The organism is Stenotrophomonas sp. 86156_Sma, assembly GCF_056481625.1.
Map to the genome: position 1 here is coordinate 1,350,141 of NZ_CM151157.1, position 22,217 is coordinate 1,372,357.

A 22,217-nucleotide genomic window follows, 5' to 3' on the forward strand; every position below is an offset into this window, starting at 1 on the left:
GCTGCGCAAGGAGCCCACATGTTCAATCTCGAACGTCGCGCACGTAAGCCATCACTGCTGGCCTGCCTGGGGGCGCTGCTGGCCGCCGCCTCTATCGGCCTGTCGGCCTATGCCTCGCACGGTGTGGCCGACCCGCTGGCGCAGCAGCATCTGAACATGGCGGCGCTCTATGCGTTCGCGCATGGCGCGGTACTGGTGGCGCTCGGGCCGCGCGCGCAGGGCGCGATCGCGCACCTGGCGTTGTACGTGCTGCTGCTGGGCGTGCTGCTGTTTTCCGGCAGCCTGGTGGGCGGTGCGTTGTGGCAGTGGCCGACGCGGATGGCACCGATCGGTGGCACCAGCATGATGGCCGGATGGGTGCTGCTGGCGATCAATGCGTTGAGGCGGTGACTGAGTCGACGTTGTCGCTTCGATCCATGCTGATGCGATCGTGATGGTTCATGGGCGTTACTTTTCTTTTCGCGCGAAAAGAAAAGTAACCAAAAGAAACGCGCCGCCGGCCGCGAGCCGGTGCTGCGCACCGGTCCCCTGTGCTCCTCGGCCCGTCGAGGGACGGTGCGGAGAGCAGCCGAGCATGGCTCGGCTCTACAGAATCGCACGCACCTCTTCGCCCTCGTCGGACCTGCGGTGCTCGGCTCGCTTGAAGGCGGACCCAACAGCCGCGCGCTGATCCGTTACAGGGGCTTCGAGCGAAGCGACCCGCTTTTGTCTTTGCTCTCTTGTTCCATTCCGTGGCGGACGCACGCGGAATAATTCCAGGACGCGGGCGGGGTGGGCTTGCGGGGGTGTAAGCCGCATGGATGCGGCGCCCAAGCCTCCACGGACGGATTCACGGCGGCCCCCGCAAGTTCATCCCGCCCGCGGCCATGCATTGACTGCTTCAGGCTTTCGCCACGAGGGGCTCAGCCGTTGGCCGGTCTCCAGCACCAGTGCCAAGGTTCGTAGACGATCCCATGCGGGTTGTCGCGCGGGTAGCTCAGCTGGAAGCCATGCCCACCGGCATTCGCCTGCAGCCACGCAAACGCGTCGGTGGCTTCGAACGATTCTTCAGCCGGGGCGTCGCCCGGTGTACCGATGTCCAGCGCATGGCCGCTGTGGTGTTCACTGAAACCCGGTGCGGCATTGACCTTCAGGATCTCCGCCACGCTCAGGCCGCGCGCCAGTTTTCGTTCGAAGATGCCCAACTGGTAGGCATGGCTGCGGAAGCCGGAGATGGCGTCCAGCGCAATGCCATCCTGTGCCGCATGCAGTCGCATCCGTCGCCAGCCCTGCGCGGCGCCACGGCGCAGCCACAGCGGGCGGGCGAAGCGATCGCGGCCGGCAAAATGCAGCAGGCAGGGTTCGGGTTCCAGCGGCAGGCCGCTATCGTCGGCGTAGCGCTGCGGGTCCAGGCCAAGCTGCTGCAGGCGCTGCTGCAACCCGGCCAGCGGCAGCCACTGATCTTCCAGTCCGGCGCCGAAGGGCCGTGCAACCGCGGTGTCCAGCAGCGCCAGTGCATCCTCGACCCCGGGCTCGCGCGGCAGGCGCGGCACCATCGAATGCACGCCGTGCGGCAGTACCGCCGCCAGATAGCGGCCATCACGCTTGCGCCGCAGCACCCACTGCGCCTGCGACAGCAGGCGTGCATCCAGGTTGCTGCGTGCGCGCAACAGGTGGGCGGGCCACAGCTCGATGGCCTCGGTGTTGATCAGCAGGGGCAGGCGTCGTTGCATCGCCTCAGCTTACTGCCGTGGTGCCGACGCGGCCACCTTGCGCAGTGCATCGAGCAGCGCCTGCGGCCGGTCCACGCTGAGCAGCAGCGTGCTGCCATCACTGACCGGCAGGGCGAGGACACGCGCACGGTCGGTAACCAGGGCGAAGCCCTTGCCGCCTCCCTGCAGGCGGAAGTGGCCCGAGTAGAAGCCAGGCATTGAATAGCCATTGGTTTTGACACGGATGCCATAGCGGCGGTCACGCTGCAGGTCGACCACCTCGGCCTGGTCCAGCCGCAACTGCGCCACCGGCACCCGCCGCCGATACATCGTCGAGCGCACGTCCAGCACATCGCCGGCCAGTTCCACCCGGCGGCGGAAGAATGCGGCCCCCAGCCCGACAGCGAGTACAGCGATGACGATCAGGCTCCATGCCGCACTGCCGCCCATCCGGAACCAGGGCGGCGACAGCGTTACTTCGATCCAGGGTGCGTTCGCCGGTGCCTTGTACAGCTGCGCATACAGGCAGGCCACGAAGGCAGCCAGCAGCGGCAGCACGATCCACAGCACGCGCAGCGGCGAACTCTCGGCCACGTCAAAGGGTTTCGGGTCACTGCCGCCCATGGTTCAGGCCTCCTTCTTGAACACCAGCATCGCCGGGCGCATCGGCGCCGGGATGATGATGTTGACCAGCTCCCAGCCCAGCTGGCCCTGCCGGCTCAGCTCAGCCTGGACATCCTCGGCCTTGAGTACGCCCATCATGGAGGTCTTGACCTCGATGGTCTGGTAGCTCCAGCGCTTGCTCATTCCTTGTCCTCCGACGATGGCGTGGGTTTGGGCAGGCGTCCTGCCTTGCGCAGGGCGTCGCGCAGCACGTACTCGATCTGCGCGTTGAGGCTGCGCAGTTCGTCATCAGCCCAGCGCTGCGCCGCGGCCAGGACCTCGGCATTGATGCGCAGCGGATAGGCTTTCTTCTCACTCATGGGGGCTCCTGGCGGGGCGGTGGGGCGCCCCGTTGCGAGGGTGGCTCAGTACAGCGAGCCTGCATTGACGATCGGCTGGGTGCCGCGGTCCGAGCACAGCACGGTCAGCAGGTTGCTGACCATGTGCGCCTTGCGTTCCTCGTCCAGCTGCACCACGCCGTTCTTCTGCAGTTCGGCCAGGGCCATCTCGACCATGCCGACCGCACCGGCAACGATGCGCGTGCGTGCGGCGATCACCGCGTTGGCCTGCTGCCGCTGCAGCATCGCCTGGGCGATTTCAGCGGCGTAGGCGAGGTGGCTGATGCGTGCATCGATCACCTGCACGCCGGCGTCGGCCAGGCGCTCGGCCAGTTCGTTCTTCAGGTGCTGGGAAATCTCGCTGGCATGACTGCGCAGGGCCAGCTGACCATCCTCATGCTGGTCGTAGGGGTAGCTGGTGGCCATCGCGCGCAGCGCCGATTCGGACTGGATGTGCACGAAGCTCTCGTAGTCGTCCACGTTGTAGACCGCCTCGGAGGCATCGACCACCTGCCAGACGATCACCGCCGCGATCTCGATCGGGCTGCCATCCAGCTCGTTGACCTTCAGCTTGCCGCTCTCGAAGTTGCGCACGCGCTGGCTGACCCGGCGCTTGGCATAGAAGGGGTTGTTCCAGCGCAGGCCGTTGTCCTTCACGGTGCCCACGTATTTGCCGAACAGGCTCAGCACCGCCGCCTGGTTGGGCTGGACCGTGTACAGGCCGGCCAGGGCGAAGATCGCCAGCGCCGCCATCAGGATGCCTGCCAGCATCAGCAGCAGGTTGGGCGAGCCGGTGCTGGCCTTGGCTGCTACCCCCAGTACGAACAGGGCGCCGCCGGCGAGGGCGACAAGCAGGGCGCCGGCCAGCGTGCCGAGGCCGTTGAGGGAAGACAGCGACTTCTCTTTCATGGCAGTACGTCCTTGAGGGTTCGGAATGAAGATATCAAAGTGATATCACTTATCGAATACCGTTCGTCGGATGCCGTGGCCGGGACAGTCGGCCAGCTAGAATGCCCACCCGCCTTCACATCGCTGCTGGAACCGCCATGGCCAAGCTTGGAACTCCGTTGTCCCCCTCCGCCACCCGCGTGCTGCTGCTGGGTTCGGGCGAACTCGGCAAGGAGGTGGCCATCGAGCTACAGCGGCTGGGCGTGGAAGTGATCGCCGCCGACCGCTATGCCGATGCCCCGGCCATGCAGGTCGCGCACCGCTCGCACGTGATCGACATGCTCGATGCGATGGCCCTGCGTGCCCTGATCGCCCAGGAGCAGCCGCACCTGGTGGTGCCGGAGATCGAGGCCATTCACACCGAAACCCTGGTCCAGCTGGAACAGGAGCAGGGCCTGCGGGTGATCCCGACCGCGCGCGCCGCGCGCCTGACCATGGACCGCGAAGGCATCCGCCGCCTGGCCGCCGAGACCCTGGGCCTGCCGACCTCGCCGTACCGCTTCGTCGATACCGAAGCCGAGTACCGCGCCGCCGTGGCCGCCATCGGCCTGCCGTGCGTGGTCAAGCCGGTGATGTCGTCCTCGGGCAAGGGCCAAAGCACCCTGCGCAGCGAGGCGGACATCGCACCCGCCTGGGACTATGCGCAGACCGGTGGCCGTGCCGGTGCCGGCCGCTGCATCGTCGAAGGTTTCATCGATTTCGACTACGAGATCACCCTGTTGACCGTGCGCCATGCCGGCGGCACCTCGTTCTGCGCGCCGATCGGCCATCTGCAGAAGGACGGCGACTACCGCGAGAGCTGGCAGCCGCAGCCGATGTCGAGCGCGGCACTGGCGCGTGCCGAAGAGATCTCGCGTGCGATCACCGATGACCTCGGTGGCTGGGGCCTGTTCGGTGTTGAGCTGTTCGTGAAGGGCGACGAGGTGTGGTTCAGCGAAGTGTCGCCGCGCCCGCACGACACCGGCCTGGTGACGCTTGTTTCGCAGGAACTGAGCGAGTTCGCGCTGCACGCGCGCGCCATCCTTGGCCTGCCGATCCCGGTGATCCGCCAGAGCGGGCCGTCGGCCTCGTGCGCGCTGCTGGCGCATGGCGAGGGCGTGCCGTACTTCAACAACGTCGCCGCCGCCCTGCAGGTGCCGGACACCGCCGTGCGCCTGTTCGGCAAGCCGAGCGTGCACGGCCATCGCCGCGTGGGCGTGACCTTGGCGCGCGCGGAAACCCTCGACGAAGCGCGCGCCATCGCGCGTGATGCCGCCGACGCCATCGGCGTCGAACTGCGCCCGTAAAGCAAAAAGGGGACGGAGGGGATTAAGTCGTTTGTGGCACAAACGACTTAATCCCCTCCGTCCCCTTTCTGTTATTTCACATCCACCCACACCAGGTGATGGTCGCTGCCATCGGCGATCTTCGCTTCCGGGCTTTCATTGGCCGGCCAGAACACGCCGCTGCCGATGTACTCGAAACCGGTGGAGGGCAGCACGTAGTCCAGGCGCATGGTGCCGGACTTCGGGCCGAAATCGCCGGTGGCATGGAACGGTGCGCCCTTGCGCTCGATGCCCTTGGCCGCATAGGCCAGGCTGGTCTGCTCGCCACCAACGCTGCGCGGGGTGGGGTAGCGCAACACGCGGGCGTTCTCGATCAGTTCGACGATCGCCTCATGGCGGCCATCACCATCGACCGGGTCGTTGTTGAGGTCGCCAAGGATCACGAAGCGCGCGTCCTGCGCCAGGCCACCGCACTGGCCCTTGTCGTCGCACAGCCACGGCTTGTCACCCTTGGACAGGTATTCCTGCCACAGGCGCAGTTCGTCGTGGTTGCGCGCGGCGTTGCGCTTTTCCGGGCCATCGAACACTGGCGGGGTCGGGTGCGAGACCAGAGCGTGGACCACGCCGGCCGGGGTCTTCACCGGCACGTCCCAATGTGACTTCGACGACAGCCGCAGCTGCGACCACACATGGTCGTTGTAGAAGCTCTTGCCGGTGCGCGGGTCGACCGGACGGATCGCGCCCGGCATCGCGCTCCACTTCAGCAGCTGGAAGCTGCGCACCTTGGCTTCATCGATCGGGTAGCGCGACAGCACCAGCATGCCGTACTGGCCCGGGTGCAGGCCGTAGCCCCACGCGTCGTTGCCGCGGCTGCGGCCTTCGCCGCCGACCACGCCGTTGTTGTCCAGGTCCAGGCCGCTGGGCACGCCAGTGTTGACCGGGGCCAGGTAGCGGTAGGCGAAGTGCAGCGGCTTGCCGCCGCCGGGCTGGGCCACTTCCAGGTAGCGCTTCTGGAACAGGTCGGCGGCGCGGTGGGCGTCGTCGAAATCGAATTCGTTCAGCAGCACCAGGTCCGGGCGTGCCTGCTGCAGCACCGCGGCGATCTTGCGCGCGTGCTCGCTGTCGCCTTCCAGCTCCTTGATCAGGCCACCGGTCTCATCGGAGTACAGCGAGGTGTTGTAGGTGGCCAGGCGCAGCGCAGCGGACGGCTTTTCGGTCATCGCAGGGGACGTGGCGAAGGCGGGGGCGGTGGCGCCGCAGAGCAGGGCCAGGGCGAGGGTCTGGGGTCGGAGGTTCATGCGCCGTATTGTGCACCCGGCCCGGTGTCAGTGGTTTGTCAGCGTCCGTCCAGTTCGTCGTCGAAATCGTGCCAGCGGCGGCCGTCGTAGGCCTCCAGCGGATGGAAGCGGCGCTTGTAGTCCATCTTCTGGTGGCCGCGGATCCAGTAGCCCAGGTAGACGTGCGGCAGGCCCTCGCGGCGGGCCCATTCGATCTGCTGCAGGATCGCGAAGGTGCCCAGCCCGCGCGCGGCGTGCTCCGGGTCGAAGAAGGTGTAGACCGCTGACAGGCCGTGCTCGGTGACGTCGGTCACCGCCACACCCAGCAACTGGCTGGGCTGGCCGTCGTGGCCGGGCAGGCGCATCTCCATGAAGCGGGTGTGCGACCAGCTGCCGATCAGGAACTGCTCGAACTCGTGCGGGCCGTGGTCATCCATGCCGCCATTGGCGTGGCGGTGGGTGAGGTAGCGGTGGTACAGCGCGAACAGGTCGTCGCGGGCGGTGGCGGCGGTGATCCGCACCTCCAGGTCTTCATTGCGGGCGGCACAACGGCGCTGGCTGCGGTCCGGGGCGAAGCGCGCCACCGGAATGCGCACCGCCACGCAGGCCTGGCAGTGCGCGCAATGCGGCCGGTAGACCAGATCGCCGCTGCGGCGGAAGCCCCAGCTCAGCGCCAGCGGGTACAGGCCGCCAAGGCGGCGATCGTGCGGGTCCAGCACCAGGTCGCGCGCCACCCGGTCCGACCAGTACCCGCAGGGGTGCTCGCCGGTCTGGAAAAGCCGCAGTTCGTCGTCTCTGTCGCCGTGTATCGCCATGGGCACAGCATAGCCCCAGGCTGTCGCAGTGGCGGCGACTGTCCGCCGGATGAATGGAACCGGCAGCGGCGTCAACCGATGTCGCGCCCGGGCGTTGTTGTCCCCCGAGGGTGAAGTGATCACCCCGACGCAATCCCCATCCCCAGGAGTGACCTCATGATCCGTACCCCCCTGCTGCTGGCCCTGCTGCTCGGCACTTCCGCCACCGGTATCGCGCTGGCCGCCGATGCCCCGACTGCGCCGGCGCAGCGCCCGGCCAAGCTGGACACCAACGGCGACGGCGTCATCGACCGCAGCGAAGCCGCTGCCAACCCGCGCCTGGCCGCGAAGTTCGACGAGCTGGACAAGAACAAGGACGGCAAGCTCTCGCGCGATGAGCTGCCGCGCTGGCAGCACGGTCGCCGTGGTGGCCACGGCGGTGAGCGCTGGGCCAAGCTGGACGTCAACAAGGACGGCCGCATCAGCCGCGAGGAAGCCAAGGCCGATCCGCGCCTGGCCGCGCGCTTCGACGAGCTCGACCTCAACAAGGACGGTTACCTGGACAAGGCCGATCGCGAGCTGCGCATGAAGCAGCGTCGTGATGCCTGGTTCGCCGCCGCCGACACCAACAAGGATGGCCAGCTGAGCAAGGCCGAGTTCGACGCGGCCAAGGGCCCGATGCACGGTGGCCCGCGCCACGGCGGTCCGCGCGATGGCGCGGCGCCGAAGCCGCAGCGCTGAGGTTCAACGCAGTGAATGACGACAACGCCGGCGCACTGCCGGCGTTGTCCGTTACAGGCGGCCGCTGCGCATCAGTGAGTACACCACCAGCGCGATGACCATCAGGTTCATCGCGATGATGCCGGTGCGGCCGTACATCGATTCGAACTTCCAGTTGATGCCGGTGCGTCCGCGGCGGGCCGAATCGCGCGCGATCATCGGTGCCATCACCCGCTGCAGCGGCACCAGGCACTGGTAGTTGACCACGCCCAGGCCTACCGCCAGCACCGTCAGCTGCGTCCAGACCGGCGCCTGCAGCATCACAGCCAGCAGGATCGCCAGGCACCAGAACATGCCGGTGATGATGTTGAGGTAGAGGAAGCGGCGCACGTCGGCGCGCTCGGATGCCGTTTCGGTGTACGACATCAGGAAGCGTCCGCCCAGATAGCTGCCGATCGCTCCACCGACCACACCGCCGATCACCGCCCCCCAGCTTTCGGCCGGCAGCACGTGCAGCTGGCCCAGCGTGGCAGTCAGCGAGCCCATCGCAGTGCCGCCCGCAACGCTGGCACCGCCGAGGCCAAGCTTGCTGCCGCCGATGCCGACACCGGTGCCGAGCAGCACCGCAGCACTGGCCGTGCCGGGCGCGGCCACCAGCACCATCGACACCACGGCAGTGGCGAATGCCGCGCTCGGGGCGCTGCTGCGCGCGAATTCGCCGAAGCGCTGCAGCAGGCCGTCGCGCACCAGGGCGCGGGCACGCGACAGGCGCTTGCGCACGGCTGCGTCACTGAGCCCCAGCAGGTCGGCCACCTGCTGCGAACGCTGGCCTTCGCGGTAGTACAGCAGCAGGACTTCGCGGCTGTCGGCCGGCAACGCGGAAATGATGTCCTCGGCGGCGATCTCTTCTTCCACCCGTTGCAGGCGGTCGGCCGCGCCCGGGGCCGGGTCGGCCGCCATGCCCATCGCCACCTCGGCCGCTTCGCCGGTCAGCGGCCGGCCACGTTGTGCACGCAGCCAGTCGCGGGCCAGGTTGCGGGTGATCTGCCGCAGCCAGGGCAGGAAGCTGGTCGAGCTGCGCAGCTGGTGCAGCTGCTGCCAGCCCTTCACGAAGGCCTCCTGGGCGATGTCCTCGCTGGCCTGGCGGTCGCGGGTGATGGCCAGGGCGATGGCGGTGACCGTGTTCTGGCAGGCCAGCACGATGCGGCCGTAGGCATGCTGGCAACCGCTGGCGGCGGCGGGCAGTTCGCGTTCCAGGGTCTGGTCGATCGATGCGGCGAACGTCGTCATGGCGGCGGCTCTCCTGCTGGGATTGTGTCCCAAGACGGAGCCGCGCGCCGAATGTGACCGGCCTTCTGCACGGTAGTGCCGGCCGCTGGCCGGCAACCTCATGACAAAAAAGGGGACGGAGGGGATTAAGTCGTTTGTGCCTCAAACGACTTAATCCCCTCCGTCCCCTTTTTCGGCTGCCGGCCAGCGGCCGGCACTACCCGTGCGTCACTTCGAGGGCTGGATGCGGACCCGGACTTCTTCCTCTTCCGGTGCGGCCTGCGGGGCCGGTTGCGCCTGCTGCGGCTGGGCCTGCGGGGCAGGGGCCGGTGCGACCGGCGCCGGGGCGCCGCGATGGCGCAGGCCGATCACCAGCGCCACGCCGGCGATCACCACCAGCAGGGCGATGCGGATGCGCCAGGCCCAGCTGCGGCCACTGCTGCCCTGTTCCGGCGCGTCGCGGAAGGCGAATTCGGCGGTCGGATGGTCGCGGCGGGTGGTGTCGAGCAGGCGCGCCTCGCGCAGGATTTCACGCGCGCGCGGCTGGTCGTCGGCGCGTACGATCCACACCGCTGGGTAGGCGTTGGCGTTGCCCAGGTCGGTATAGCTGAACTGGCCGCGGCGACGGGTCTTGTACGAGCGCCCGTTGGTCACCTTGACGTCGATGCCATGCTCGCGCAGGAGCTCGGCGACGCCTTCGACGGTTTCCACGCGCTGGCTGCTGAAGATCTGGCGCATCGGATCAATCCTTGGCCGGCACGGCGGCCGCTGCTGCCTGGTCGGGAACGACGCGGATCAGGCCTTCCTGCGCGGTGCTGGCCACCAGCACGCCATTGCGGGTGAAGAACTGGCCGCGGGCCAGGCCGCGCGAATCCTGCGCGCTGGGGCTGTCCAGCGAGTACAACAGCCAGTCATCGGCGCGGAATGGGCGGTGGAACCAGATGGCGTGGTCGAGCGAGGCCATCTGCACGTGCGGGTGGTAGTAGCTGATGCCGTGCGGGAACGTCGCCGTGCCCAGCAGGTGGAAGTCGGAGGCGTAGGCCAGCAGCGCCTGGTGCAGCTCCGGGGCATCGCCGACCGGCTCGCTCAGGCGCAGCCACACCTGGTGGTACGGCGGGCGCTTGGGCGGGTTCAGTTCGTCACGCGGGTAGACGTGGCGGAACTCGAACGGGCCGCCGCGCGACAGCCAGCGCTGCACCTTGATCGGCAGCCGCTCCAGCACTTCGGCCGGCAGCGGGCGGTTCGGTTCGATGTCTTCCGGCTGCGGCACTTCGGGCATCTTGTGCTGGTGCTCGGCACCCGTTTCGGCCTGCTGGAACGAGGCCGCGCAGAAGAAGATCACCTTGCCGTGCTGGATCGCGGTAACCCGGCGCACCGAGAAGCTGCCGCCGTCGCGGGTACGGTCCACGTCGTAGACGATCGGATGGTCGATGTTGCCGGCGCGCAGGAAGTAGGCGTGCAGCGAGTGCACGTGGCGGCCATTGTCGACCGTGGCCTGTGCCGCGGCCAGCGCCTGGCCCAGCACCTGCCCGCCGAACACGTACTTGGTACCGATGTCGCGGCTCTGCCCGCGGAACAGGTTGTCCTCCAGCCGCTCCAGCGTGAGCAGGTCGATCAGCTCGGAGACGACGGGTTCGGGCGTGTCGTTCAAGGGGGCGGCCACAGCAATGAAGAGGCCCCGATTATACCGTTGCAGGCCAGTCCATCATTGGTAGTGCCGGCCGCTGGCCGGCAACCTCATGATCCTCCTGGGGCACCTGCGGTTGCCGGCCAGCGGCCGGCACTACCGGTTACTTGCCCAGCCGGGCGACCAGCGCCTGCAGGGCATTCTGCGCATCCGGGGCGAACCAGGCCTCGACGAAGCGGTCGAGCTGGATCAGGTCCGGCTGCAGCGCAACGTGCAGGTCCGCGCGGGCAATCGCACGGGTCAGCAGCATCGGCTGGCGCGGCTGCTTGAGCAGGTTCTGCAGCCAGGCCACGGCACGTGCCACCACCAGGTCGCCTTCGGCCAGTTCGTCGACCAGGCCGATCTGCAGCGCCTGTTCGGCCGGCACCAGCGAACCGGTGGTCAGCAGGACGCCGGCGCGGTGCACTCCCACCGCACGGCGCAGCAGGCGCTGGATGCCCTCCGGTGCGATCAGGCCCACCTGCACTTCGTTCAGGCCGATGGCATACGGCCGCGACGGATCGGCGCTGCGCGCCATCACCCGGTAGTCGCAGCAAAGGGCCAGCACGCAGCCACCCGCCGGTGCGTGGCCGGTGATCGCCGCGACCACCGGGATACGGCTCTCGGCCAGCGTGCGCACGGCGCCAAAGAAGGCGTTCCAGGTGTCCAACAACTTGTGCTTGTCATCGCCATGCGAGAGCAGGTGCGGCACGTCCATGCCACCGGTGAAGATGCGCTCGCTGCCCGACAGCACGATGCCGTGCGCGTCTTCGGCCATGGCCAGCTCGATGGCATGGATCAACTGCCGGCACAGTTCGGTGTCCAGTGCGTTGACCGGCGGCCGCGCCAGGCGCAGCTCGCGGATGGGGCCATGGTTGATCACCTCGATGAGCGTCGTCATGCTGCGGTCTCGTTGCGAAGAAGGAACCTGGGCGATGATAACCAAACCATTCGTTGGCGTACTGTTGGTTCTGTGTGCGGCCGCAGCATCGGTCTCGGCGGCGGAACCGGACTGCGTCACGGTGGAGCAGGGCTGGGCGCGGCTGCCACCGAATCCGGCGATGCCGATGACCGCCGGCTACGGCGTGATCCACAACGGCTGCAGCAAGGCGGTGGCGATCACCGGCGCGACCAGCAGTGGCTTCGGCGATGTGTCGCTGCACGAGACCACGATCGTCGATGGGGTCAGCCGGATGCGCGCGATCGAGCGTCTGCCGCTGGCGCCGGGCGCACGTGCCGAGCTCAAGCCCGGTGGCCTGCACCTGATGCTGATGCAGGGCAAGGGCGCCTTGAAGGAAGGGCAGGCGCTGCCGTTGCGGCTGCAGCTGGAAGGCGGTGGCGAAGCGAGCGCGACGTTGGTGGTGCGCAAGGCCGCGCCGTAAGCGCGCGGGGAAACGGCACGCTGCTGCTGAAGCAAGGAGTTGGGATGGCCGTCGTAGCGTCGAGGACGCTCGGCGCGACCGGAATATCCGGTAGTGCCGGCCGCTGGCCGGCAGCGTGGTGAAAGCCGGCCAGCGGCCGGCACTACCAGGGGGCTTACGACCAGTCGAACGAGAACAGCACCGTGCGGCTTTCCGGCTCGTACAGCATCACGATCGCATCGGCACCGGTGGCGCACCAGTTGTAGCCGGCCACTTCGGCCACCGCGAAGAACGCGTTGCCATCGCGGCGGATGATTGCCAGCTCCGCATCGTCCGGTGCATGCCGGTCGTTGGCGGCGTCGGTGAATTCCAGGGTGAACGCGTTCGGGATGTCAGCCGTCTCGATCCAGTTGCCGCAGGAAATCTGTCCGCCCAGCGTATCCAGGTAATCGCGCTCGCTGGCTTCACCCTTGCCGTAGCGCGAATAGCAGGCGAGGCGGCCATGGGCGGCGTGATAGTCGCGTGCCTTGGCGTAGCTGTCGCGCATCTGCGCGATGTGCTCCTGCGCATCCTTGTCCTGCACCGCGTCGCCGATGAAATAGCCTTCGTTGCCGAGGAAGCGCATCTCGTTGCCGGCGGTCAGTTCGAAGGCGATCCAGTTGGTGCCGGTGAAATCGTTGTGGTGTTCTTCTGTGGTCTCGCCGATGCAGCCGTCATACGGCTCGATCGGGCACAGCATCGTTGCCACCTGGCCGGCCAGTTCCGGGCGCAGCACGCCGAGGTCGATCTTCAGCAGCGGCAGCAGGTGCTGGCCGAGCCAGGCCTGGTCGGCGGGGAAGACACCGGTGGGGAAGGCGACCATGCCGGGCAGCAGGTCGCGCAGCTCAGTCTGGTGGATCATGTCAGTCCTTTGAATTGGATCGGTAGTGCCGGCCGCTGGCCGGCATCCGCGATACATCTGGAGGTTGCCGGCCAGCGGCCGGCACTACCACAGGCGCGTCAGGTCGACGCGCTGCGGATCGCGTCCGGCAGCGGCGCGCTCTTGCCGGTCTGGGTATCCATCCACACCACCACCACGTTGCCATCCGAATACAGCTTCGATTCGTCCTGCTGGTCGACGATGCGGTGGCCGATGGTCACGCTGCTGTTGCCCAGGCGCTCGACGAAAAGTTCGACCAGGATGTCGTTGGGCCACACGATCGGCAGCCGGTAGTTGACGTTGGTCGCGGCCACCACGGGTGCGATGCGGTCGGTCATCGACACACCCTCCACGCCCAGCATCCAGCGCACGCGCGCTTCTTCCAGGTAGGAAATGTACTTGGCGTTGTTCACATGGCCCATGCTGTCCATGTCACGCCAGCGCACGCTGATCGGGATGCGGGCCAGGATCTTGTGTTCGCTGCTCATCAGGCGTCCTTTTTCTTCTTGCTGGCAGTGGCGGTCTTGCTGGTCTTGCCGGTGCTCTTGGCAGCCACGGCCTTCTTCGCCGGCTTCTCGGCCTTTTCAGGCTTCACCTTGCGCGGCGGGCGGGCGTCGGGCTTGTTCGCCACGGCGGCCGGCTGCTCCGGGCGCGCGTGGGTGGACGGCAGCATGCGCGCAAGGAACTGGCCGGTGTACGACTGCGGGCAGGCCGCCACGTCTTCCGGCGTGCCGGTGACCAGGATGGTGCCACCGCGATGGCCGCCTTCCGGACCCAGATCAACGATCCAGTCGGCGGTCTTGATCACGTCCAGGTTGTGCTCGATCACCACCACCGTGTTGCCTTCGTCGCGCAGCTTGTGCAGCACACCCAGCAGCGCTTCGATGTCGTGGAAGTGCAGGCCGGTGGTCGGCTCGTCGAGGATGTACAGGGTGCGGCCGGTATCGCGGCGCGACAGTTCCTTGGACAGCTTCACGCGCTGCGCTTCACCACCGGACAGCGTGGTCGCGCTCTGGCCCAGCTTGATGTAGCTCAGGCCGACGTCGACCAGTGTTTCCAGCTTGCGCGCAATCGACGGCACCGGCTCGAACAGCTTCAGTGCATCCTCGACGGTCATTTCCAGCACGTCGTTGATGTTGAAGCCCTTGTACAGGATCTCCAGCGTCTCGCGGTTGTAGCGCTTGCCATGGCAGACGTCGCAGGGCACGTACACGTCCGGCAGGAAGTGCATCTCAACCTTGATCAGACCGTCACCCTGGCAGGCTTCGCAGCGGCCGCCGCGCACGTTGAAGCTGAAACGGCCCGGCGAATAGCCGCGCGCACGCGCTTCGGGCACCTGTGCGAACAGTTCGCGCAGCGGCGTGAACAGGCCGGTGTAGGTAGCCGGGTTCGAACGCGGGGTGCGGCCGATCGGCGACTGGTCGATGTCCACCACCTTGTCGAACAGGTCCAGGCCATCGATCTCCTTGTACGGAGCGATCGGGTGCGAGGCACCGTTGATCTCGTTGGCGGCCAGCGAGAACAGGGTGTCGTTGATCAGGGTCGACTTGCCCGAGCCGGATACACCGGTCACGCAGGTCAGCAGGCCCGACGGAATCGCCAGGTCCACGCCCTTCAGGTTGTTGCCGGTCGCCCCGCGCAGGTGCAGGGTCATCTTCGGGTTCGGCGTGTGCCGGCGCGCCGGAATCTCGATCGCGCGCTTGCCCGACAGGTACTGGCCGGTCAGCGAGCGCGGTGCCTCCAGGATGTCCTGCAGGGTGCCCTGGCCGACGATCTCGCCGCCGTGCACGCCCGCACCCGGGCCGATGTCCAGCACGTAGTCGGCCAGCCGGATCGCATCCTCGTCATGTTCGACCACGATCACCGTATTGCCCAGGTCACGCAGGCGGGTGAGGGTACCGAGCAGGCGTTCGTTGTCGCGCTGGTGCAGGCCGATCGACGGCTCGTCGAGCACGTACATCACACCGACCAGGCCGGCGCCGATCTGGCTGGCCAGGCGGATGCGCTGTGCCTCGCCACCAGACAGGGTGTCGGCCTTGCGCTCCAGGGTCAGGTAATCCAGGCCGACATCGACCAGGAAGCCGAGGCGTTCGCCGATCTCCTTGACGATCTTCGCGGCGATCTCGCCACGCCAGCCCGGCAGGCTCAGTTCACTGAAGAACTTCAGTGCCTCGTCGATCGGCAGCACCACCAGCTCCGGCAGCGGGCGATCGGCCACGAACACGTTGCGTGCTGCCTTGTTCAGGCGCGCGCCATTGCATTCCGGGCACGGCTGTTCGCTGATGTACTTGGACAGCTCCTCGCGCACCGCAGGCGACTCGGTTTCCTTGTAGCGGCGTTCGAGGTTGGGAATGATGCCCTCGAAGCGGTGCTTGCGCTGGGTGCGGCCGCCAGCTTCGGTGAAGTAGGTGAAGGTGATCGTCTCGTCGCCGCTGCCGTACAGCACGGCCTGCTGCACCTTGGCCGGCAGCGAATTCCACGCGGCATCCACGTCGAACTTGTAGTGCTTGGCCAGCGAGGCGATCAGCTGGAAATAGTAGGCGTTGCGGCGGTCCCAGCCGCGCACCGCACCGGCGGCCAGCGACAGCTCCGGATGCACCACCACGCGCGAAGGGTCGAAGAACTCGGCGATGCCCAGGCCATCGCAGCCGGGGCAGGCGCCCATCGGTGCGTTGAACGAGAACAGGCGCGGCTCCAGTTCCGGCAGCGAGTAGTCGCACACCGGGCAGGAGTACTTGGAGGAGAACAGCGCCGGCGTGGCGTCGGCGGTGTCCAGGCTCTGCACCGAGGCCATGCCATCGCCCAGCTTCAGTGCGGTCTCGAAGCTCTCGGCCAGGCGCTGCTTGATGTCCTCGCGCGGGCGGAAGCGGTCGATCACCGCCTCGATGGTGTGCTTCTGGCGCAGCGCCAGCGGCGGCACCGCATCGATTTCATACAGCTCGCCGTCCACGCGCACACGCACGAAGCCCTGCGCACGCAGCTGGTCGAACACCTGTGCGTGTTCGCCCTTGCGGTCGCGGATAACCGGCGCCAGCAGCATGTAGCGCTGTTCCGGGTCCAGCGTCAGCACCTGGTCGACCATCTGGCTGACCGTCTGCGCTTCCAGCGGGTAGCCGTGGTCCGGGCAGCGCGGTGTGCCGACGCGGGCGTACAGCAGGCGCAGGTAGTCGTAGATCTCGGTGATGGTGCCGACCGTCGAGCGCGGGTTGTGCGAGGTCGACTTCTGCTCGATCGAGATGGCCGGGGACAGGCCTTCGATGTGGTCCAGGTCCGGCTTTTCCATCACGCTCAGGAACTGGCGCGCATAGGCCGACAGCGACTCGACGTAGCGGCGCTGGCCTTCTGCATAGATGGTGTCGAACGCCAGCGAGGACTTGCCCGAACCGGACAGGCCGGTGATCACGATCAGCTTGTCGCGGGGCAGGTCGAGGTCGAGGTTCTTCAGATTGTGCGTCCGCGCGCCGCGGATGCGGATGAAATCCATCGCCATGGGGGATCCGGTTGTGGGGGCGTTGGCTGGGTGCCGGGCCAGCAGGGAACGGCAATCGGTCAGCCTACCGAGGTGACCAGATGGGGGCAATGGGCGACAATGCCAGCCCGATGTCTCACCTGATGAGACCGGCGGACAGCTTTGTGTAGAGCCGAGCCATGCTCGGCTGCCGGGACCTCGAACCGTTCAGCCGAGCATGGCCCGGCTCTACAGGGCCCGGTCTCCAGGCCGTTCAGGGGTTGACTTGACCCGCGCCCGCTGATCTGCGTACAATTCCGCTCCTGTCCGCCCTCGATGGCGGCAGCTCAGACCACAATAACTACAGAGGAAGGCCTGGTCATGTACGCAGTACTGGTCACCGGCGGTAAGCAATACCGCGTGGCGCAGGGCGAAAAGCTCCGCATTGAAAAGCTCGAAGTCGAAGTCGGCAGCGAGATCAAGTTTGACAACATCCTGATGCTGGGTGACAGCGACGGCGTGAAGCTGGGCGATGCGCTGAAGGGCGCTGCCGTCACCGCCAAGGTCCTGTCCCAGGGTCGTGCTGACAAGGTCCGGATCATCAAGTTCCGTCGCCGCAAGCACCACATGAAGCGTCAGGGTCACCGTCAGTACTACACCGAAATCGAGATCACCGGCATCGCCGGCTAAGCATCAGGAGAAGCAGTCATGGCACATAAAAAGGGCGTAGGCTCCTCGCGCAACGGTCGCGACTCCAACCCGAAGTACCTGGGCGTCAAGATCTTCGGCGGCCAGGCCATCGAAGCCGGCAACATCATCGTGCGTCAGCGCGGCACCCAGTTCCACCCGGGTTCGGGCGTTGGCCTGGGCCGTGACCACACCCTGTTCGCCCTCGTGGACGGCAAGGTGGAGTTCTCGGTCAAGGGCGCCAAGAAGCGCCGCACCGTCAGCATCGTCTCGGCCGGCGCCTGATCCAGGCATCGCCGGCACCCGTGCCTCGGCATGGGGGTGCTGCATGAAGAGCCCCGCTTCGGCGGGGCTTTTCGTTAGAGTGAAAGCAAGACCGGCCAGGCCGGGGTGCCGGCCAGTGGCTGGCATAACATTCAAGGCGACGGCAGGCAGGCCGCGCCCATCGCAGGCATCGAAACAATGAAACTGGTAGACGAAGCAGAAATCGAAGTGTTCGCCGGCAACGGCGGCAACGGCTGCATTGGCTTCCGTCGCGAGAAGTTCATTCCGCTCGGCGGCCCGGACGGCGGCGACGGCGGTGCGGGCGGCAGCGTGTACATCCGCGCCGACGAAAACCTGAACACCCTGGTCGACTTCCGCCATGACCGCATCTTCAAGGCGCAGCGTGGCGAGAACGGCATGGGCCGCCAGGCCTATGGCAAGGGCGGCGAAGACCTGACCATCACCGTGCCGGTCGGCACCGTGGTGATCAACGTCGCCACCGATGAAATCATCGGCGACCTGACCCAGCATGGTGATCGCCTGCTGGTGGCGCAGGGCGGTCGTGGTGGTCTCGGCAACATGCACTTCAAGAGCTCGACCAACCGCTCGCCGCGCCAGGCGCTGCCGGGCGAGCCGGGCGAAGAGCGCACGCTGAAGCTGGAGCTGAAGCTGCTGGCTGACGTCGGCCTGCTGGGCTTCCCCAATGCCGGCAAGAGCACCCTGATCCGTGCCGTTTCGGCGGCGACGCCGAAGGTGGCCGATTACCCGTTCACCACGCTGTACCCGAACCTGGGTGTGGTGAAGGTGGAGAACTACCGCAGCTTCGTGATTGCCGACATTCCCGGCCTGATCGAAGGCGCTGCCGACGGTGCCGGCCTGGGTGCGCAGTTCCTGCGCCACCTGCAACGCACCCGCCTGCTGCTGCACCTGGTGGACATCTCGCCGATGGAAGGCGGGGTGGAAGGCATTTCCCCGGTCGAGCAGGTGCGCGCGATCGAGCGCGAACTGGAAAAGCATGATCCGGAGCTGCTGCAGAAGCCGCGCTGGCTGGTGCTGAACAAGGCCGACCTGATGTTCGAAGACGAAGCGAAGGCTGCGGCCGAACAGATCGTTGCCGAGCTGGGCTGGAAGGAGCCGTGGTTCCTGGTCTCCGCGCTGGGCCGCGAAGGTACTTTCCCGATCATGAGCCGGATCATGGCCTTCTTCGATCGCCAGAAGGAAGACGAGCTGGAAGCCCGCAACGCGCAGTAATGCTGTTGTGGTTCCATGCGAAAAACCCGGCTTCGGCCGGGTTTTTTTGTTGTGGTAGTGCCGGCCGCTGGCCGGCAACGTCGATGGGTTGCCGGCCAGCGGCCGGCACTACCGGATCGCGTGGATCGCAGGCAACAAAAAAGTGCCGGTGTCAATTCTTTCGCGCAAATCAAGAAGGACTTGAAACCGTATATGGGACAGTAGGTTAGCTCCTTTCGGGGCCGCTTAGAAGAAGAGCGGCGTTGTCGGCTAGGAGCGACATAGGAGCGTTGGGAGAGAAAGCCGCATCGCACTGTGTAGTGCTGGATTGCCGAGGAACGGCGGGCCTGTCGCATCATCATAGCCCAACAGGCTCGGCGGCATCCAGAATGAAGAACGCGCAGCCTGGGCTGCGCGTTCGATGGATGCCGTTGAATAGCATGCGGTGCAATCATGGCGGCTTCGGTGGTGTGCTGCGGGTCGCCGTGCCCTTCCTGAATCCTCGATCCCCCGCCATGAACGCTTCCAGCATATGCGGGATCAGCGTCGCCGCATCAACGGCCTCGCCATACGCCTGCGCGTGTAGCGCGGCGTAGCGGTCGAGGTCGACTTTCAAGCTGGTCGGGCAAACGAAAGTCAGCTTGGTGCTCTCGGTCTTCGGCAGCGGGCCGAGCCGCAGCTTCTTGGTCGTGCTCATCGTGAAGTCCCCCGGTTGAAGAACAGCGGCTGGTACGGCCGCAGCACCAGATCCCGGTTGACGATGATGCGAACCGGCAGGCCCGGCCGTTGCGTTAAGGTCGGCTGGATGTTGAGGTTGCGCCGGGTCATCTCCTGGCCGACCTGATTGATGCTGTCCTGCGCGCTGTCGCGCCCAGCGATGATGACGCGATCACCATCCTGCCGGTTCTCCGGCGCGGCCAGCTCGGCACCGACGCCCAGCAGCGTGGTGAGTGCCGCACCGGCAAAGATGCGGCCCCAGTGGTAGTCCACATCGTCCTCCAGCCCGGCATAGCCGGCTGGGTCGGTGCCGGCCAGGTTGTCGAGCGTGAGCGAAGACGTGTCCGGCAGGATGATCCGGTTCCAGACGACTTGAACGCGGCTCTGCCCGTAGCTGACCTGGCTGTTGTATTTGCCCAGGATGCGCGAACCCTGCGGAATCAGCAGGAAGCGCCCGGTGGCTGTGTCATAGACCGGCTCCGTCACCGTGGCGATCACGTCGCCGGGCAAGTCCGACTTGATGCCCGTCACCAAGGCACCTGCGACCACTGTTCCGGCCATAACCTGATACGGCGAAATTGGCAGAGTCAGATTGCCGGAATTACGGGTTTCAGTGGGGCCAGCTTTCATGAAAGCCTCTTTCTGGTCTTGCCGGTTTTGCACCGCTGTCGGGTCAGCAGGTTGGGCCGCCGTGGAGGCCGGCCCGGCCGCCAGCGGGTCAAACGCCGCATTGGCGGCGAAGCCCGGCGCAGCGGCCACCTGTGTCTGCGCTACCGGCGCCGCATTCTGCCCACCCGAGCGGAAGAACACGGACGAGGCCGCGGCCGCCTCGGCTTCTTTTCGCAGGGCATCGTTCGGGTCGTGACCGGGGGCCGCGTAGGCAGCCGTCGCCGGTTGCTGCGACTTCACGATAGCCGGGCCAAGATCGCCCGGCAGCGGTGGCCCTAGTTCGGGAACGGCAGGCAGCAACGCCGGCGGCAGCTTGGAATAGTCCGTCGGCAGCGCATCCAGTCCTTCCGACTTTGACACGCGATCGACGTTGTAAAGCTCGGTCTGCTCGCCTGTGCTGCGTCGATGAGGTTGCAGCGACCACATCAGCGCGCCGAGCACGGCGACCGCTAGGACGCCGGCAAGGATGGCCAGCGAGCGCCGGTTCAGGCGTGTGACTGGACGCGGCTGGGCGCGCAGCGCCACTGCCTCCGGCGCCACCTTGTCCGCCTGCGGCGCGGCAAGGTCGGGAGTGTCATCCTGGCTCATGGTCAGTTCCTCCGTGCAACACCATCGGTGCGCTCGATCCGCACCACGTCGCCGCCATCGCCGCCCAGCCGCAGTTCGGCCGCGCCGAACAGGCGATCCACGACGTAGTACGGCGAGCGAAAACGGTAGTTCACCAGTTGCCCGTCGCCCTGCGCGCCGATGACAAACAGCGGCGGCAGCTCGCCCTGGGCGATGCCCGGCGGGAACTGGATATAGACCTTCTCTCCATCATCGAAGGCGCGCAGAGGCTTCCACGGCGGGTTGCTGCCCGATACCGCGTAGCGGAAGCGGATCTTGTCCAGCGACAGGCCCGTATCGACAGGCGTTGTTGCCTGCGCTGCCTGCGCCTGGCGCTGCAACGCGAGCATTCGGTCTTTCGGATAGTCCCAGGACACCGACGCCATCCATGCCCTCTCGGTCGAGGTCAGCTCCAGCAGGTAGGTGCGCCGACTGGTGGTGATGACGAGATTGGTTTTCAGACCGGAGCGGATAGGCTTGACCAGCACATTGACGCGCAGATCGGCCCCGCCGCCGCTGGACGTGTCGCCCACGATCCAGCGCACGGTATCGCCGGCGGCGACCGTTACCAGTTCCTCGCCCGGTTGAAGCGAAACCACCGTCACGCGCCCCGGCGACGCATAGACCTGATAAAGCGCGCCATCGGTGAACGGCCACACCTGAATCGCGTTGACGTAGCCCTCACGGGTAGGCGCGATACGCGCTTCTGCATTGGCACGGGAAACGCGCACCTTTTCGTCGGCCGGCTCCGGCGCAACGGGGGCCTCATCGAGTTCCGGCAGGGGCTTCAACTGCGCCGGCAGCGCCAGCGGTTCAGGGACGGCGACGACTTCGACGGGCTTGGGCGGTTCGGGCAACGGCTGGGCCAGCACCGTCTCGTCGAGCGAGATGGATGGCGGCGGCTTCCCCTGCGAGGCGCAGCCCGCGAGGGCCAGCAGCGTCAAAGGAACAACGTAAAGGCGGAAACGAAGTTTCATGGTTTGGCTCCTTCGGAAGAATCCAGTTCGCGGCTCCATGACAGGCCGTTGACGTAGATACCCAATGGGTTCTTGAGCAGGCGCTGTTCAGTACGCGGGGTTTGCAGGACGGTCGAAAGCACGGCGTTCCAGCGTTCGGTGCCGGCGGGCGCACCGTTGACATAGCGCTGCTCTGTCCAGCGCACGTTGAAAGACGTGTCGCTCGCGCGAACCACGCTGGTGATTTGCACCGTTACCGATTCCTTGCCGATGCGGGCGAATGGGTCATTGGTGCGGGCGTAGTCGTTGAGCACCGCCGCGCCCTTGTCGGTGGTGTAGTCGTAGGCATCGAGCCAGTTCTGCCGCACCACGATGGGGTCGATGGACAGCGAGCGAACCAGCGTCACGAAGCGCGCCAGGTGGTGCGCGATCTGCGCGTCGCCGGGCCGGTACGGCGTGGCGGCCTCTCCCACGGCGCGCACCTGCCCGGCTTGATCGACCTCGATGACATAGGGCGTCACGATGGACTGCGCCGAGCGCCACACCAGGCCGCCGGCCATCAACAGCGCGAGCACTAGGCAGCCGAAGGCCATCAGGCGCCAATTCTTCGCCTGCACGCGGGCGGAGCCGATACGGTCGTCCCACACCTGGGCGGCGGCTTGATACGGGGTGGCAGGCTGCGGCGTATCGGCGTAGCGCACCTGCGGTCGTTTGAATCGCATGGGTGTT

At 66.8% G+C, this 22,217-nt stretch carries 25 protein-coding genes; 7 read left to right on the plus strand and 18 right to left on the minus strand.

The features are described from left to right. Nucleotides 1-18: 18 nt before the first annotated feature. Nucleotides 19-390 (plus strand): DUF423 domain-containing protein, encoded by a 372-nt coding sequence (locus ACZK33_RS06290; RefSeq protein WP_019659313.1) that lies wholly within the window; start codon nucleotides 19-21, stop codon nucleotides 388-390. Nucleotides 391-902: 512 nt separating this feature from the next. Here the strand turns inward: ACZK33_RS06290 and ACZK33_RS06295 are convergent. From ACZK33_RS06295 to ACZK33_RS06315, 5 genes are read right to left on the minus strand one after another with little or no spacing between them, the layout of a single operon-like run. Further along, nucleotides 903-1,712, minus strand: a complete 810-nt coding sequence (locus ACZK33_RS06295; RefSeq protein ID WP_423175617.1) for a M15 family metallopeptidase — start codon at nucleotides 1,710-1,712, stop codon at nucleotides 903-905. A gap of 9 nt (nucleotides 1,713-1,721) precedes the next feature. After that, nucleotides 1,722-2,315 (minus strand): PH domain-containing protein, encoded by a 594-nt coding sequence (locus tag ACZK33_RS06300; RefSeq protein WP_107433610.1) that lies wholly within the window; start codon nucleotides 2,313-2,315, stop codon nucleotides 1,722-1,724. A gap of 3 nt (nucleotides 2,316-2,318) precedes the next feature. Further along, nucleotides 2,319-2,498, minus strand: coding sequence for a DUF4177 domain-containing protein (locus ACZK33_RS06305; RefSeq protein WP_032127598.1), 180 nt, complete (start codon nucleotides 2,496-2,498; stop codon nucleotides 2,319-2,321). After that, nucleotides 2,495-2,674, minus strand: coding sequence for a type II toxin-antitoxin system antitoxin (locus ACZK33_RS06310; RefSeq protein ID WP_065178114.1), 180 nt, complete (start codon nucleotides 2,672-2,674; stop codon nucleotides 2,495-2,497). The genes ACZK33_RS06305 and ACZK33_RS06310 overlap by 4 nt, the downstream gene beginning before the upstream one ends. Nucleotides 2,675-2,719: 45 nt before the next feature. Further along, entirely contained in the window at nucleotides 2,720-3,601 is an 882-nt protein-coding gene (locus ACZK33_RS06315; RefSeq protein WP_100437534.1) for an SPFH domain-containing protein, read from the minus strand. Nucleotides 3,602-3,738: 137 nt separating this feature from the next. Between ACZK33_RS06315 and purT the strand changes: the two genes are divergently transcribed. Further along, the gene (purT, locus tag ACZK33_RS06320; protein WP_423175619.1) at nucleotides 3,739-4,926 is read left to right on the plus strand and encodes a formate-dependent phosphoribosylglycinamide formyltransferase; all 1,188 of its coding nucleotides are present in this window, start codon (nucleotides 3,739-3,741) and stop codon (nucleotides 4,924-4,926) included. Nucleotides 4,927-4,997: 71 nt separating this feature from the next. On the opposite strand, the gene ACZK33_RS06325 is transcribed toward purT, so the two are convergent. Then, the gene (locus tag ACZK33_RS06325) at nucleotides 4,998-6,203 is read right to left on the minus strand and encodes an endonuclease/exonuclease/phosphatase family protein (protein WP_049398906.1); all 1,206 of its coding nucleotides are present in this window, start codon (nucleotides 6,201-6,203) and stop codon (nucleotides 4,998-5,000) included. Nucleotides 6,204-6,241: 38 nt separating this feature from the next. Next, nucleotides 6,242-6,997, minus strand: a complete 756-nt coding sequence (locus ACZK33_RS06330) for an arginyltransferase (RefSeq protein WP_423175620.1) — start codon at nucleotides 6,995-6,997, stop codon at nucleotides 6,242-6,244. Nucleotides 6,998-7,153: 156 nt separating this feature from the next. Here ACZK33_RS06330 and ACZK33_RS06335 point away from each other — a divergent pair, with 156 nt between their 5' ends. Beyond that, nucleotides 7,154-7,717, plus strand: coding sequence for an EF-hand domain-containing protein (locus tag ACZK33_RS06335; protein ID WP_049398907.1), 564 nt, complete (start codon nucleotides 7,154-7,156; stop codon nucleotides 7,715-7,717). Nucleotides 7,718-7,768: 51 nt separating this feature from the next. Here the strand turns inward: ACZK33_RS06335 and ACZK33_RS06340 are convergent, their stop codons facing one another. The 4 genes from ACZK33_RS06340 to ACZK33_RS06355 form a co-directional block, all read right to left on the minus strand. Next, the gene (locus ACZK33_RS06340) at nucleotides 7,769-8,986 is read right to left on the minus strand and encodes an RNA polymerase sigma factor (protein WP_423175622.1); all 1,218 of its coding nucleotides are present in this window, start codon (nucleotides 8,984-8,986) and stop codon (nucleotides 7,769-7,771) included. A gap of 207 nt (nucleotides 8,987-9,193) precedes the next feature. After that, nucleotides 9,194-9,703 carry a pathogenicity-like protein gene (locus tag ACZK33_RS06345; RefSeq protein ID WP_423175624.1) on the minus strand — a complete coding sequence of 170 codons (510 nt, stop codon included), beginning with the start codon at nucleotides 9,701-9,703 and terminating at the stop codon, nucleotides 9,194-9,196. 4 nt (nucleotides 9,704-9,707) lie between these two features. Then, entirely contained in the window at nucleotides 9,708-10,628 is a 921-nt protein-coding gene (gene tesB / locus ACZK33_RS06350) for an acyl-CoA thioesterase II (RefSeq protein WP_004148214.1), read from the minus strand. A 127-nt stretch (nucleotides 10,629-10,755) separates the two neighbouring features. Next, entirely contained in the window at nucleotides 10,756-11,532 is a 777-nt protein-coding gene (locus ACZK33_RS06355) for an enoyl-CoA hydratase/isomerase family protein (RefSeq protein ID WP_010483336.1), read from the minus strand. A 34-nt stretch (nucleotides 11,533-11,566) separates the two neighbouring features. Here ACZK33_RS06355 and ACZK33_RS06360 point away from each other — a divergent pair, with 34 nt between their 5' ends. Next, nucleotides 11,567-12,013 carry a copper chaperone PCu(A)C gene (locus tag ACZK33_RS06360; RefSeq protein ID WP_414578642.1) on the plus strand — a complete coding sequence of 149 codons (447 nt, stop codon included), beginning with the start codon at nucleotides 11,567-11,569 and terminating at the stop codon, nucleotides 12,011-12,013. Between the two features lie 154 nt (nucleotides 12,014-12,167). Here ACZK33_RS06360 and ACZK33_RS06365 read toward each other — a convergent pair whose 3' ends face one another. The 3 genes from ACZK33_RS06365 to uvrA all read right to left on the minus strand — a co-directional run bounded on the left by ACZK33_RS06365 (nucleotide 12,168) and on the right by uvrA (nucleotide 16,401). Next, nucleotides 12,168-12,893, minus strand: a complete 726-nt coding sequence (locus ACZK33_RS06365; RefSeq protein WP_423175843.1) for an enolase — start codon at nucleotides 12,891-12,893, stop codon at nucleotides 12,168-12,170. 98 nt (nucleotides 12,894-12,991) lie between these two features. After that, a complete protein-coding gene (locus ACZK33_RS06370) occupies nucleotides 12,992-13,399 on the minus strand; it encodes an acyl-CoA thioesterase (RefSeq protein WP_025873855.1) in 408 nt (135 codons plus the stop codon). Further along, complete coding sequence (gene uvrA / locus ACZK33_RS06375) at nucleotides 13,399-16,401, minus strand: excinuclease ABC subunit UvrA (protein ID WP_125895431.1); 3,003 nt, start codon at nucleotides 16,399-16,401, stop codon at nucleotides 13,399-13,401. Before uvrA ends, ACZK33_RS06370 begins: the two co-directional genes overlap by 1 nt. Before the next feature lie 339 nt (nucleotides 16,402-16,740). Between uvrA and rplU the strand changes: the two genes are divergently transcribed. From rplU to cgtA, 3 genes are all read left to right on the plus strand, one after another. After that, on the plus strand, nucleotides 16,741-17,049 hold the full coding sequence (rplU, locus tag ACZK33_RS06380; protein WP_005408557.1) for a 50S ribosomal protein L21: 309 nt from the start codon (nucleotides 16,741-16,743) through the stop codon (nucleotides 17,047-17,049). A gap of 18 nt (nucleotides 17,050-17,067) precedes the next feature. After that, on the plus strand, nucleotides 17,068-17,331 hold the full coding sequence (rpmA, locus tag ACZK33_RS06385) for a 50S ribosomal protein L27 (RefSeq protein ID WP_478454273.1): 264 nt from the start codon (nucleotides 17,068-17,070) through the stop codon (nucleotides 17,329-17,331). Nucleotides 17,332-17,508: 177 nt separating this feature from the next. After that, complete coding sequence (gene cgtA, locus ACZK33_RS06390) at nucleotides 17,509-18,561, plus strand: Obg family GTPase CgtA (RefSeq protein WP_032127584.1); 1,053 nt, start codon at nucleotides 17,509-17,511, stop codon at nucleotides 18,559-18,561. Nucleotides 18,562-18,991: 430 nt separating this feature from the next. Here cgtA and ACZK33_RS06395 read toward each other — a convergent pair whose 3' ends face one another. From ACZK33_RS06395 to trbF, 4 genes are read right to left on the minus strand one after another with little or no spacing between them, the layout of a single operon-like run. Further along, entirely contained in the window at nucleotides 18,992-19,237 is a 246-nt protein-coding gene (locus ACZK33_RS06395) for a DUF2274 domain-containing protein (protein ID WP_000108283.1), read from the minus strand. Then, the gene (locus ACZK33_RS06400; RefSeq protein WP_003092274.1) at nucleotides 19,234-20,514 is read right to left on the minus strand and encodes a TraB/TrbI/VirB10 family type IV secretion system protein; all 1,281 of its coding nucleotides are present in this window, start codon (nucleotides 20,512-20,514) and stop codon (nucleotides 19,234-19,236) included. The genes ACZK33_RS06395 and ACZK33_RS06400 overlap by 4 nt, the downstream gene beginning before the upstream one ends. A gap of 2 nt (nucleotides 20,515-20,516) precedes the next feature. Continuing rightward, entirely contained in the window at nucleotides 20,517-21,509 is a 993-nt protein-coding gene (trbG, locus tag ACZK33_RS06405; protein ID WP_000776560.1) for a P-type conjugative transfer protein TrbG, read from the minus strand. After that, on the minus strand, nucleotides 21,506-22,210 hold the full coding sequence (trbF, locus tag ACZK33_RS06410) for a conjugal transfer protein TrbF (protein ID WP_001211312.1): 705 nt from the start codon (nucleotides 22,208-22,210) through the stop codon (nucleotides 21,506-21,508). The genes trbG and trbF overlap by 4 nt, the downstream gene beginning before the upstream one ends. Nucleotides 22,211-22,217 lie beyond the last annotated feature (7 nt).